Source organism: Sphingomonas sp. FUKUSWIS1 (assembly GCF_000733135.1).
Taxonomy (GTDB): domain Bacteria; phylum Pseudomonadota; class Alphaproteobacteria; order Sphingomonadales; family Sphingomonadaceae; genus Sphingomonas; species Sphingomonas aerolata.
On the sequence record NZ_JPJC01000011.1, the window covers coordinates 1 to 12,989 of the forward strand.

The 12,989-nt window shown below is 68.1% G+C and carries 8 protein-coding genes; 5 read left to right on the plus strand and 3 right to left on the minus strand.

Annotated features, from left to right (window positions below):
- Positions 1 to 181: 181 nt before the first annotated feature.
- Positions 182 to 814, minus strand: a complete 633-nt coding sequence (locus sphsw_RS00800) for a TetR/AcrR family transcriptional regulator (RefSeq protein ID WP_031438953.1) — start codon at positions 812 to 814, stop codon at positions 182 to 184.
- 85 nt (positions 815 to 899) lie between these two features.
- Between sphsw_RS00800 and sphsw_RS00805 the strand changes: the two genes are divergently transcribed.
- The 3 genes from sphsw_RS00805 to sphsw_RS00815 are packed head-to-tail and all read left to right on the plus strand — an operon-like array spanning position 900 to position 5,063.
- Positions 900 to 2,342 carry an efflux transporter outer membrane subunit gene (locus sphsw_RS00805; RefSeq protein ID WP_031438954.1) on the plus strand — a complete coding sequence of 481 codons (1,443 nt, stop codon included), beginning with the start codon at positions 900 to 902 and terminating at the stop codon, positions 2,340 to 2,342.
- On the plus strand, positions 2,339 to 3,523 hold the full coding sequence (locus sphsw_RS00810) for an HlyD family efflux transporter periplasmic adaptor subunit (RefSeq protein ID WP_081874039.1): 1,185 nt from the start codon (positions 2,339 to 2,341) through the stop codon (positions 3,521 to 3,523). The genes sphsw_RS00805 and sphsw_RS00810 overlap by 4 nt, the downstream gene beginning before the upstream one ends.
- Positions 3,524 to 3,533: 10 nt before the next feature.
- Complete coding sequence (locus tag sphsw_RS00815) at positions 3,534 to 5,063, plus strand: DHA2 family efflux MFS transporter permease subunit (protein WP_031438956.1); 1,530 nt, start codon at positions 3,534 to 3,536, stop codon at positions 5,061 to 5,063.
- 47 nt (positions 5,064 to 5,110) lie between these two features.
- Here sphsw_RS00815 and sphsw_RS00820 read toward each other — a convergent pair whose 3' ends face one another.
- Positions 5,111 to 7,801 (minus strand): TonB-dependent receptor plug domain-containing protein, encoded by a 2,691-nt coding sequence (locus tag sphsw_RS00820; RefSeq protein ID WP_031438957.1) that lies wholly within the window; start codon positions 7,799 to 7,801, stop codon positions 5,111 to 5,113.
- A gap of 425 nt (positions 7,802 to 8,226) precedes the next feature.
- Between sphsw_RS00820 and sphsw_RS00825 the strand changes: the two genes are divergently transcribed.
- Positions 8,227 to 9,327: a serine hydrolase gene (locus sphsw_RS00825; RefSeq protein ID WP_235188233.1), complete on the plus strand. Its 1,101-nt coding sequence runs from the start codon at positions 8,227 to 8,229 to the stop codon at positions 9,325 to 9,327.
- A 98-nt stretch (positions 9,328 to 9,425) separates the two neighbouring features.
- Complete coding sequence (locus sphsw_RS00830; protein ID WP_052380790.1) at positions 9,426 to 11,861, plus strand: bifunctional diguanylate cyclase/phosphodiesterase; 2,436 nt, start codon at positions 9,426 to 9,428, stop codon at positions 11,859 to 11,861.
- Between the two features lie 3 nt (positions 11,862 to 11,864).
- Here the strand turns inward: sphsw_RS00830 and glsA are convergent, their stop codons facing one another.
- Positions 11,865 to 12,800 carry a glutaminase A gene (glsA, locus tag sphsw_RS00835; RefSeq protein ID WP_031438960.1) on the minus strand — a complete coding sequence of 312 codons (936 nt, stop codon included), beginning with the start codon at positions 12,798 to 12,800 and terminating at the stop codon, positions 11,865 to 11,867.
- Positions 12,801 to 12,989 lie beyond the last annotated feature (189 nt).

Sequence of the window (12,989 nt, forward strand, 5' to 3'; positions counted from 1 at the left end):
AGGATCCGGCCGATCGCGTCGAACAGCGAATCCATCGCGACCGGCTTGAAGATCACATCGTCGGCGCCTCTGCCGCCCGGGGATCGGGCGGGGGCGGTGGTGGACAGGGCGGCGGCGGTGGTGGCGACACGGTTGCAGCGGGGGAGGACGCTCCGGCTCCCGGTACCCGCGCGTAACGCCGTTACGGCGCGACCTTTGCCCCATAAGCGCGCGTGAACAGATCGAGCGCGCGCGCCGCCTGCTGGCGCGCTTCCTCGGGACCGGGCATGCCGACCACTCCCCAGAGCCGCAGATTCTGTTGCGTCTGGGCGAGCAGCAGCAGGTGCATCGCCGCCTGCACCGGATCATCGGCGCGCAGGTCGCCGGCGTCCATCCGCCCGCGCAGATAGAGTGAAAGCTGCTCGATCACGATCTGCGGGCCGCGGGCATAGAAGATGCGACCGATCTCGGGAAACCGCCCGCCTTCGCCGACGATCAGCCGGTGCAGCCGGATATTGTCGGGATGCAGCAGCTTGCCCTGGAAGCGTTCGAGGAAATCGAGCAGCGTCGTCGCACAGTCGCGCCCCGGGCGCAGCGCATCCTCGAGGCTCTGGCGGAAGTTCGACGTGACATCGTCGAGCACCGCGCTGAACAGATCCTCCTTGGAGGGGAAATAGGCCCAGAGCGTCCCCTTCGACCCGCCGAGCTGCACGGCGATCGTCGACATCGAGGTGGCGGCATAGCCATGGTCGAGAAACGCCTCGCGCGCGGTCGCCACGATCGTCTCGCGACGGGCTTCGCGGTTCAGATCGCGGCGGGTTTTCGGCTCGGACATAGCCGTACTATACGGTACGATTATTTATTGACAAGTCCACGACCCGGGACCATCTGCCGAGCGTACGCAGGAGTACGATGATTCAATGCGACTGATTCGATTCGCCGGCTGCACCGCAATCGCAGCCGGGCTTGCCGGCTGCGCGGTGCCCGATCTGGGGCCGCCGCCCGTCCTGGCATCCGCGGACACCTATGCATCGCGCAACAGCCTCGCGTCGAACGGCCCGGCGTCGAATGCGGCGTGGCCGGCGGCGCAGTGGTGGCGGGGCTACGGCGATGCGCAGCTTGACACGCTGATCACCGAAGCGCTGGCGGGATCGCCCGACATCGCGATCGCGGCGGCCCGCGTGCGGACCGCGCGCGGCGCGGTGCAGCAGGCGGGTGCCGCCAACCAGCCGCGGCTCGACGCCGAGGGCACGGTCGGGCTCAACAAGCAGAGCTACAATAACGGCATCCCCGCGGAATTCATTCCGAAGGGCTGGAACGACACGGGCCGGCTGGCACTCGACGCAGGTCTCGATCTCGACCTGTTCGGGCGCAACCGTGCGGCACTGGTCGCGGCGACGTCGGAGGCGGAGGCCGCGCGGCTCGACGGCGAGCAGGCGGCGCTGACGCTCGCGACCGATATCGCCGCGCGCTATGCCGATCTTGCGCGGCTCTATGCCGAACAGGACGTGCTGCAGCGGGCGAATGCGGTGCGCAGCGCGAGCGAGCGGCTGGTGAACGAGCGTGTCGCGATCGGGCTCGATACGCAGGCCGAGCTCAAACAGGCGCGTTCCGCGGTGCCGGCGTCGCGGGTCGACCTGGCCAGCAACGCCGAACAGATCGCGCTCGCCAAGAACGCGATCGCCGCGCTGATTGGCGCCGGGCCCGATCGCGCACTGACGATCACCCGGCCGGCGGTGCCCGTGCTCACCACCGAACTGCCCGCCGACGCGGCGATCGGCCTGATCGGCCGGCGTCCCGACGTCGCCGCCGCCCGCGCGCGCGCCGAAGCGGCGGCGAGCCGGATCAAGGTCGCCCGCGCCGATTTCTACCCCAATCTCAGCCTGTCGGGGCTGATCGGGCTGCAATCGCTCGGCCTCGACAATCTGTTCAAGGGCGGATCGAGCATCGGCAATGTCGGCCCGGCGATCAGCCTGCCGATCTTTCGCGGCGGCGCGCTGCAGGGCCAGTATCGTCAGGCGCGCGGCCAGTATGACGAGGCGGTCGGCAGCTATGACCGCATCGTGATCAACGCGCTGCGCGAGGTCGCGGATGTCGTGACCAGCCGGCGCCAGGTCGCCGCACAGATGCGCGATGCGCGCGCGTCGCTGGTCGATGCCGAAGGCGCGTATCAGGTCGCGCAGCTGCGCTATCGCGGCGGCCTGTCGACCTTTCTCAACGTGCTGAGCGCCGAGGAAGCGGTGCTGACCGCGCGGCGTTCGGTCGCGGCGATCGATTCGCGCCGGTTCGCGCTCGACGTGCAGTTGGTGCGCGCGCTCGGCGGCGGCTTCCAACCCCTTATCCAGACCAGCGGGACACGATGATGGACACCCCATCCCACGACAGCGACCAGACTCCTGCCGAGGAGCCCAAGGCCGATCCCAAGGACAGCCCCAAGGTCGACACCGCCAACCCCGGCAAGCGCAAGCGGCTGCTGCTGATCTTCGCGGCCGTGCTGGTCGTGATCGCCGTCCTGTATTTCGTCTACGATGCGCTCGTGCTGTCGAAGCGCGTGACGACCGACAATGCCTATGTCGCCGCCGAAACCGCGCAGGTCATGCCGCTGGTCAGCGGGCAGGTGATCGCGGTCACGGTGAGCAACACGCAGACCGTCAAGCGCGGGCAGGTGTTGATGCGGCTCGACGATGCCGACCTGCAGATCGCGGTCGCGCAGGCCGAAGCCGATCTTGCAGGCGCCGAGCGCCGCTATGGCCAGACCGCGGCTACGGGCGATGCGCTCCAGGCGCAGGCCAATGCGCGCGGTGCCGATATCGGTGCCGCCCGCGCGCAGTTGCTGCTCGCCCAGGGCAATCTCGACCGCGCGCAGATCGATTATCAGCGTCGCCAGGCGCTGGTCGCGGCGGGCGCGGTATCGGGCGACGAGGTGACCGCGGCGACGAACGCGCTGCGCACCGCGCGTGCCAATGTCGCGATCGCGCAGGCGGGGATCGCGCAGGCGACCGCGACGCGCGCCTCCGCGCTCGAGGATCGCGCCGCCAACACCGCGCTGACCCGTGGCACCACGCGCGACAACGCCCCCGAGGTCCTCGCCGCGCGCGCCAAGCTGCGCCAGGCACGGCTCGACCTGTCGCGTGCGGTCGTCCGTGCGCCGATCGACGGCGTGATCTCGCAGCGCAACGTCCAGATCGGCCAGCGGCTCGCGCCCGGCACCGCGGCGATGGTGATCGTGCCGGTCGACCAGCTCTATGTCGATGCGAACTACAAGGAGGGCCAGCTGCAGCATGTCCGCGTCGGCCAGCATGCCACGCTGATCTCCGACCTGCACGGCGACGACGTCGTCTATCACGGCCGCGTCGTCGGGCTCGCCGGCGGGACCGGCGCGTCGTCCGCGCTGATCCCCGCGCAGAACGCGACCGGCAACTGGATCAAGGTGGTCCAGCGTCTGCCGGTACGCATCGCGCTCGACCCCAAGGAACTGCGTGACCATCCGTTGCGCGTCGGGCTGTCGATGGACGCCGAGATCGACATCTCGGGCGATCGCTAGGAACGGATCGATGGCCGCCGACACGTCCGCGCCGGTGCTGACCGGCCCGCGCCTCATCCTTGCGGGCTTCGTGCTGGCGCTGACCAACTTCATGGTGGTGCTCGACACGACCATCGCCAACGTGTCGGTGCCGCATATCTCGGGCGGTCTCGGCGTGTCGCCGACCCAGGGGACCTGGGTCGTCACCTCCTATTCGGTCGCCGAGGCGATCTGCGTGCCGCTGACCGGGTGGCTGGTCCGGCGGTTCGGCACGATCCGCGTCTTCATGGCGGCGATGATCGGCTTTGCGGTCTTCTCGGCGCTGTGCGGCCTCGCCTCGTCGCTCGGCGCGATGGTCGCGTTCCGGATCGGGCAGGGCTTTTGCGGCGGCCCGCTGATGCCGCTGACCCAGACGCTGCTGCTGACCATCTTCCCCCCGCAGAAACGCGCGGCGGCGATGGGCGCCTGGGCGATGACGACGGTCACCGCGCCGATCCTCGGGCCGATCCTGGGCGGGACGATCAGCGACAACTGGTCCTGGCCGTGGATCTTCTACATCAACCTGCCGATCGCGATCTTCTGCATCGTCGGCGTGTTCACGCTGCTGCGCAAATCGGAGACCAAGACCGAGATCGTGCCGATCGACCGGTTCGGCCTGTTCCTGATGGTCGTGTGGATCGCGGCGCTGCAGATCATGCTCGATCTCGGGCGCGAGCATGACTGGCTGGGGTCGAGCTTCATCGTCGGCTGCGCGATCATCGCGGCGATCGGCTTCGTCACCTTCCTGATCTGGGAGCTGACCGCGGGCAATCCGATCGTCGACCTGCGCGTGTTCCGGCACCGGGGGTTCACCGTCGCGGTGACCGCGCTCGCCTTCAGCTTCGGGACGTTCTTCGCCTCGGTCGTGATCATCCCGCAATGGCTGCAGTCGACGATGGGCTATACCGCGAGCGATGCGGGCTATGTGACCGCGTTCAACGGCGTGCTCGCGGTGATCTTCTCGCCGATCGTCGCCAAGCTGAGCAACAAGGTCGATCCGCGCGCGCTGGTGTGTTTCGGGATCTTCTGGCTCGGACTGACGTCGGTGCTGCGGACCTTCTGGTTCAGCGGTGCGGATTTCTGGATCCTGGCGGCGCCGCAGCTCGTCCAGGGGCTGGGGATGCCGTTCTTCTTCATCCCGCTGACGATCATCGCGCTGGGCGCGGTCGATCCCGAGGAAACCGCGTCGGCGGCGGGCGTGATGAGCTTCCTGCGCACGCTGGCAGCGGCGATCGGCACGTCGATCGGCAGCACCATGTGGCAGAACAACGCGCAGACGAACCGCGCCGAGCTGACCAACATCCTCAACAATGGCGATCAGGTGATCGCCAACGCGCAGCAGCACGGACTGAGCGCGGAACAGGGGCGCGGGCTGATCGAGCGGGTGGTCGAGCAGGAAAGCTTCGCGCTGGCGACGAACCACCTGTTCGCCTTTGCCGCGCTGATCTTTTTCGTGTCCGCCGCGATCATCTGGCTGGCGCCACGGCCCGCCCGGCCGGTCGACCCCGCCGCCGCGCACTGATCCGGTGGCGAGAAGACGGGGGGCACCGCGGCGCCCCCCGCCCGGTCTCAGTATTTCACGCGGAGACGCGTATAGTAGAAGCCGCCGTTGAAGCCGAACGGCCCGCCGTTGCGCGGATAGACCTGGCCGTCGGACGTGCCGCCGGTCAGCGGATAGATCTGCACCGTCGAGGTCGGCTTGAGCCGGTCGGGATGCTCGTCGGTGAAGTTCTGCGCGCCGACCGCAACCGTGAAATGCTCGGCGAAGGTGTAGCTGAGCTCCAGATCGGTGACGAACTTGCCGCTGAACACCTGGTTCGGCACGCCATTGGTCTGGCCGTAATCCTGCGCGCTGGTGAACGAGCTGTAGTAATTCTCGCGCACGTTCAGGCTCAGATTGTCGAGCGTCCAGCCGGCGTTGAAGACGACGCGGTGCTTTGGCGCGAGATTCTCCGCGTCGATCAGCTGCGCAGTGCCGACGACCCGGGCATCGAACTCGGTAACCTTGGTGTCGTTGTAGTTATACGCCAGCGAGAAGTTCAGTTCCGCCTCGCTGAACCGCGTGCGGTAGGTGCCGACGACGTCGATGCCCTGGGTCCGCGTCTTGAAGCCGTTGGTGAAATACTGGACCTGGCCGCCGACACCGACCGGCAGCAGCGCCGGCTGCGCGGCAAGGTCCGCCGCGGTGACGATGAAGGGCGAGGTCAGGCCGATCCGGTTGCGCAGGTTGATCCGGTAGCCATCGACCGTGACCGTCATTCCGCGGACCGGTTCGAGGATGAAGCCCAGGCCGTAATTGGTCGACTTTTCCGGGGTCAGGTTGCTCGCGCCATAATATTGCGCGACCGCGGTGTTGGTCGGGTAGGTGCCCGCCTGGAACGCGACGCCGTTGTTGAACGAGGTCGTGACGATCGAGACGTTCGACTGGCCCGGCGACGGTGCGTGGAAGCCGGTACCGAAGCTGCCGCGGACCGAGAAGGCGTCGGCGAACTTGTACAGCGCGTTCACTTTGCCGACCCAGGCATCGCCGAACGTGTTGTAATGTTCGTACCGACCCGCCGCGCCGACCGTCAGCGCGTCGGTCAGATCGGTTTCGAGACCGACATAGGCGGCATAGGCCTTCTGGCTGAACTTGCCTGCGGTGGCGGGGCTGGTGCCGGCATAGCCGCTCGCGCCGACGCCCTGCGCCGTGGTCGTGCCGGAGGCGACGTACACGCCCGGCGCGGTCTGGGTGAAGAGCTGTTGCGCGATCGCATAGGGCCCCGCGGCATAGGATTGCGTGTCGCCCGCGGTCTGTTCGTAGGTCTCCTTGCGGAACTCCCCGCCGGCCGAGATGGTCAGCGGTGCGGCGAGACCGAGGTCGGCGGCATAGGTGAAGTCGGCGTTGAAGTTGGTTTCCTTCTGGATCAGGTCGCCAAAGTCGAAGCTGGTCTGCGTCGCCGGGCCGTAGGAGAAATTGGCCGAGTCATACATCGACAGCGACAGCTTGTTGCGCGCCAGCGTGCCGGACAGGTCATAGCTGAAGGCGCCGGACGTGCCCTTGTAGCCGAGCACCCCGTACACTTCCTGCGTCTTGCCGACGAAGCGTGGCGTGAAGCCGGCGGGGTAGAGCGTGCCGAAGCGGAAGGTGTTGCCGTCGCGCACGAAGCCGCCGCTCGGGCAGGTCGCGTTGCCGGCGGGGCAGGGGGTGAGGAAGAAGGTGTTGTTGAACGCGCCGTTCGCGCCCTGATTGCGGACCACGCCGTTCGTGTCGACCGCGGTGCTCGACACCGAGGCGCGGTAGTTGAAGCTCTGATTGCCCTTGCTCTGCGCATAATTGGCAAAGACGTAGATCTTGCTGTTGTCGGTGACGTTGATCGCCGAGTTGTAGACCGACTTGAAGCCGTGCGAGGGCGAATTGCCCCAGATCTGCACGGGCAGCGGATAATTGGGGAGCTGGTTCGCGAGCGCCGGGAAATTCTGCGCGAAATTGGCGGCCGACGGGCGGGTGCGGCCGCGGCTGGTCTGGCCTTCGTCGACATATTCGCCGGTGACGTTGATGAAGCCCCAGTCGCCCTTCACGCCCGCATTGCCCGCAATCTGATAGCTTTCGCCGTCGCCCGCATAATATTGGCCGGCACGACCGACCAGTTCGATCCCCTGATCCTCGCGCAGGCCATAGTTGAGCACGCCGGCGATCGCGTCGGAGCCATATTGCGCGGTCGCGCCCTCGCGCAGCACCTGCAGATTGCCGATCGCGAGCGACGGGATCGCCGAGATGTCGGGCCCCTGCGCGCCGCGACCGAGCCCGGTGTCGCTGCCGCCATAGACCTGGACCAGAGCGGAGCGGTTATAGCGCTTGCCGTTGATCATCACGAGCACCTGATCGCCCGACAGGCCGCGCAGCGACGGCGAGCGGACGAAGGTCGAGGCGTCCGAGATCGAATTCTGTCCGGCGTAGAAGGACGGCACGATATTCTTGAGCGCGTCGATCATGTTGGCGGCGGGCTGCGACGTCAGTTCGGCCGAGCTGATCACGTCGACCGGCGACGGCGACGTGGCGAGCGTGCGATCGGTCCGGCGCGTGCCCAGCACGACGATGTCGTTCGACGGCTCGGGGGTCGCGCTGGCGGCGTCGGGTACGCTTTCCTGCACGGCGCTGGCCGGTGCGGGTGTGGGCGCGGCGCCATCCTGTCCGCTGCCGGGCGTCGCTGCGAAGGCGGCGGACCCGGCAAGAAGTGCGGCCGCCAGTGCGACGGTCGAGGTCGTGTATCTGATCATCCTAAGCCCCCTTTGAAAAGTGGCTCTCAGGATCCTCCCCCATCATCGCCGTTCCAGACCGCCGATTCCCCTTGGCGCGCCTGCGGAAATTGCCCTGTCACACGCAAGGACGGCCGCCTGTCCGGCTTCGTCCTTGACCTGTCCTGGCAACAAACGGCCATAGCGGTCCCGTCTTTGCAACCGAAAATACGCACGACTTTCATATGGACGTCATAATGTTGCAGAATTGACGCAATCGATTGTCCCGGTTCCAGCCAGGCAAGGGGCGGCGGACGTGGTGGGCCGGGCATCGCCACCGGGGCCAAAGCCGGGCCACGGCGAATCGGCGGCGTGCGACCGGCGGAACCCGAAACGCGGCGGACGCGGCAGCTTTCGGGTTCCGCGCAGCGCTCAGCGCGCTAAGCAGCGGACAAGGGGAACTTATCGTGTCAATTTCAGTGTCTCATCGCCTCGCCGGGATCCTTGCCGCGGTCACCAGCCTGGGTGCGTGCGTTCCCGCGGGTCGCCAGCCGATGCGTCCCGCACCGCCGCCGCTGACCGTCACGACCGTGGCGCCGGCGCCCCGGCCATCGTCGCCGACGCGGCCGTCGACCAGGCCCCAGCCCGCGGCGGACCTGCTCAACGCGGTCCAGGCGCTCGGCGCGAGCTTCAAGGGACAGGTCGGGATCACGGTGCGCGACATCGACGAGGGCTGGGTGGTGGCCTGGGACGGCGACACGCGGCGTCCGCAGCAAAGCGTCAGCAAGCTGTGGGTGGCGATCGCGGTGATGGACGCCGTCGACCGCGGGCAGATTTCGCTGTCCGACCGCGTCACGCTGACGCGTGCCGACCTGACGCTGTTCCACCAGCCGATCCGCGCGCTGATCGGCGCGGACGGCTATACGACGACGATCGACGAGCTGTTGCGCGGTGCGATGACGCGCAGCGACAATACCTGCAACGACGTGCTGCTCTGGCGCGTCGGTGGGCCCGCGGCGATCAACCGGATGCTCGACGCCAAGGGTGTCGAGGGCGTGACCTTCGGCCCGGGTGAACGGGTGCTGCAGGCGAAGACCGCGGGGCTCGAATGGCGGCCCGAATGGGCGGGGGGCTGGGGATTTCTCCAGGCGCGCGCGGCGATGACCTACGAGGCGCGGGCGAAGGCGCTGAACCGCTATCTCGCGGCGCCCTACGACGGTGCGTCCGCCAATGGCGTGACGCTTGGCCTGTCGCTGCTCGCGCAGGGCAAGCTGTTGAGCGCGCGTTCGACCGCGTCGCTGCTGACGCTGATGCGGTCGAGCAAGACCGGGCCGCTGCGACTCAAATCGGGGCTGCGGCCGGGCTGGTCGCTCGCGCACAAGACCGGCACCGGGCAGGACCTGGGCAGCCTGTCGACCGGCTATAATGATATCGGGCTGCTCGTCGCGCCGAACGGCCATCGCTATGCGGTCGCGGTGATGATCGCCAGCACGCGCGAGCCGATCCCGGTGCGGATGCGGTTGATGGGCGACGTGACCCGGGCCGTGGTCGCCTCGGCGGGCAATTGATCGTGCCGCCGGGGCAAGGGGCCCTATCAAGCCGTTTCGGTTATAACTTTCTTTAATAAATTCATGCGATTGGGAGTGACTTCCTGAGAGCAAAGATCGTGGTCCCCCTTTTCAATCTTCATTTCGAGCATTCGGGGTCGCTAGTCGCCGTCGCTATTGGAATCTGCCTGACCGCCAGCTGGTCGGTGGCGATGCTCGCGATCGATCTCGACCGGACCGCGGCAGAGCCCGGCGAACCGCTCGGCTGGCGGCATGCCGCGCTCGCGCTCGCTGCGGGGCTCGGGGTCTGGGCAACGCACTTCATCGCGATCCTCGCCTATCGTCCCGACCTCCTGCTCCGCTACGACGTGCCGATCACGATCCTGTCCGCGCTGGTCGGCATCGCGCTGGTCGGCGTGCCGCTGGTCGCGGTCACCCGCCTGCGCCGCCGCGTCGCGCGGATCGCCGCGGCGACGATCGCGGGCGCGGGCATCTGGTGCATGCATGCGGTCGGGCTGACGGGCATGACCGATTGCGTCCACGTGTTTTCCTGGCCGACGAACATCACCGGGCTGGTGCTCGGGACGGTGCTGATGGCGACGTGGCAGCTCCACCGCGGCTGGGCGGGTTCGCGCACCGCCGCCTGCATGCTGTTCGCGCTCGCAATCTGCACGACGCATTTCGTCGCGCTGTCGGGCGATATCGTCGTCGGCAGCATCGGCGACGTCCGCGGCAGCCTGTTGTCGCCGGGCCTCGTCGCCGCCTGCATGGCGTTTGGCGTGTCGGTCACCTGCCTCGCGAGCCTGCTGACCTTCGAGCGGTTCAGGACGACGCGCGAGGAAGAGGGGCACACGCTGAGAGCGGTGCTGGAAAGCATGTCGGACGGGCTGGTGTTCATCGACGGCAATGCCCGGCTGCAGCATTTCAACCACCGGTTTCTCGAGATGTACGCAATCCCGGACGGGGCGATCGCGCCGGGCATGACGATCACCGCCTGTATCGACATCGTCGCGCGTCATCGCGGCTGGCGGCCCGAGCGGCGCGCCGAGATCCGCGCGGCGATGCAGCAATGGATCCGGACCGACGCGACGTTCGACCGCGAATGGGCGATGGACGATGGCTGCGTCTATCGGATGCAGTGCCGTCCGATGCAGTCCAAGGGCGTGGTGCTGACCTTCAACGACGTCAGCGCTGAGCGGCAGGCGCTGCGCAACCTGACGCACCTGGCCTATCACGACCCGCTGACCGGGCTGGGGAACCGCCGGTCGCTGCGCGAGCAGAAGGAGGCGCGGATCCGGATCGGCACGCCCTTCTCGCTGCTGATGATCGACCTCGACGATTTCAAGCGGATCAACGATGCCTTTGGTCACGCGGTCGGCGACCAGCTGCTGGTCCATGTCGCGGCCGAGCTGACGCGGCTGCTGCCCCAGGACAGCTTCATCGCGCGGATGGGCGGCGACGAGCTCGCGATCCTCGCCAGCGAGACGGGTGACGCGGCGGCGGCGCTCGCCGATTCGATCGTCGCGCAATTGAGCGGCGCGGTCGTCATCAACGGCTGCCGGCTGCTGCCGAGCTGCAGCATCGGCATTTCCCACTTTTCGGGCGCCTGTTCCGCCGACGACCTGATGAAGCGCGCGGACATGGCGCTGTACGAGGCCAAGCGGCTCGGGCGGCGGCGCGCGCAGGCCTATCTGCCCGGGCTCGCCGAACGGCTCGCCGAACGTCAGGGGATCGTCGACGACCTGCACGAAGCGGTCCAGACGGGCGGCTTCGCACTCGCCTTCCAGCCGGTCGTCGATCTGCTGACGGGGGGCACGACGGGCTATGAGGCGCTGATCCGCTGGAACCACCCGGTGCGCGGCTGGATCCCGCCGGGCGTCTTCATCCCGATCGCCGAGCAATGCGGGCTGGTCGAGGATATCGGCCGCTGGGTGATGATGGAGGCGTGCCGCCACCTCGCGGGCTGGTCGCCGCATCTCAACGTCGCGATCAACATCTCCGCCGCGCAGCTGAAGTCGGAAGGGCTGCTCCACAGCCTGACGCAGGCGATCCTGATCCACGGCGTCGCCCCCGAGCGGGTCGAGATCGAGATCACCGAGACCGCGCTGATCGACGATGCGGGCCGGACCGCGGTGATGCTCGACCGGATCCGCAAGCTCGGCATCAAGGTGTCGCTCGACGATTTCGGCACCGGTCAATCGTCGCTCGCGCATCTGCGCGACTTCCGTTTCGACCGGATCAAGATCGACCGCAGCTTCGTCGCCGAGGCGGCGAATGATCCGCGCTGCATGGCGGTGCTGCGCGCGACCGTCGCGATCGGCAAGGAACTGGGCGTGCTGACGCATGCCGAGGGGGTCGAGACGCGCGAACAGCTCAACGTGCTGCACGATATCGGCTGCGACGTGGCGCAGGGCTATCTGCTCGGCCGCCCGGTCGTCCCGTTCACCGATGCGACGGCGGACTTCGCCGAACTGCCGGGGGACACGATCATCGGCGCACCCGGCGATACCGACCCGCAATCCTCGGGGGTGACGGTTACCCGGCTCGCCGCCTGAGCGTCAGACCAGCGGCGGTCCGAACACCGACCAGCCGGTCCGGTGCGCGATCATCTCGAGCGCGCGGATGCCGAGGATGCTGTTGCCGTGCTGGTCGAGATTGGGCGACCAGACCGCGATCGCCGCACGGTCGGGCACGATCGCGAGAATGCCGCCGCCGACGCCGCTCTTGGCGGGCAGGCCGACCCGCACCGCAAAATCCCCCGACCCGTCATAATGGCCGCAGGTGATCATCAGGCCGAGCACGGTGCGGTGACGCTTGGCCACCGCGTCAGCCTCCTGGTCATCGGGCGTCCGCCGCGTCGCCGCGAGATACGCGCCCGCTTTGGCAAGGCCACGGCAATCGAGTGCGATCGCGCAGTTGCGGACATAGGCGGCCATCACCGCGTCGGGATCGGCATGGAGATTGCCGTGATGCCGCATGAAGCTCATCATCGCGCGGTTGAGATCGCCGCCCTCCTGCTCGGACGCCATCACGTCCTCGTCGAACGTGACGCCATCGGACCCGGTCTCGCGCCCGATCAGCCGGGCGACCGCCGGGTCGTCGCCGTCCTCGGGCCGGTGTTCGACCAGGATATCGACGACCGCCAGCGCGCCTGCGTTGATGAACGGGTTGCGCGGCACGCCCTTGGTCCGCTCGAGATCGACGATCGAGTTGAACGGGTCGCCCGACGGCTCTTTGCCGACGCGCGCAAAGACGTCGTCGCCGATCGCCGCAAGCGCGAGGTCGAGCGCGAACAGCTTCGAGATGCTCTGGATCGGGAACGCCGTCGTCGCCGCGCCCGCGGTCAGCAGCGTGCCCGACGTCAGCGCGACCGCGATGCCGATCGGCCCGGGCGCGGCCTCCTCCTTGCGGTCCGCCGATGCCTCGATCCGCGCGGCGTCGTCGGTGATCTCGGCGGCGATCTCGGTGATGATCTGCGCGATCGTGCTGGGCATGCGGCTCTCCTGGTGAACAGGGTCAACTCGCAGGCGGCGCGCATGATCCGTGGGCAGGGGCGCGGCGGCCTAGTCCAGCCGCGTCGACGTCCGCGCCGCCTGTCCCGCGGTCAGCAGGTCGCCGATCGCGCCCGCGGGGCCTGCCGCGGACAGCGCGGTCATCGCGGAGTCGAGCCGCGCCGGGTCGAA

Bases quoted from the DNA above. Each gene is read 5' to 3' on its own strand.
- sphsw_RS00800 (WP_031438953.1), bottom strand. From the start codon at position 814: ATGTCCGAGCCGAAAACCCGCCGCGATCTGAACCGCGAAGCCCGTCGC.
- sphsw_RS00810 (WP_081874039.1), top strand. From the start codon at position 2,339: ATGATGGACACCCCATCCCACGACAGCGACCAGACTCCTGCCGAGGAG.
- glsA (WP_031438960.1), bottom strand. From the start codon at position 12,800: ATGCCCAGCACGATCGCGCAGATCATCACCGAGATCGCCGCCGAGATC.
- sphsw_RS00815 (WP_031438956.1), top strand. From the start codon at position 3,534: ATGGCCGCCGACACGTCCGCGCCGGTGCTGACCGGCCCGCGCCTCATC.
- sphsw_RS00820 (WP_031438957.1), bottom strand. From the start codon at position 7,801: ATGATCAGATACACGACCTCGACCGTCGCACTGGCGGCCGCACTTCTT.
- sphsw_RS00805 (WP_031438954.1), top strand. From the start codon at position 900: ATGCGACTGATTCGATTCGCCGGCTGCACCGCAATCGCAGCCGGGCTT.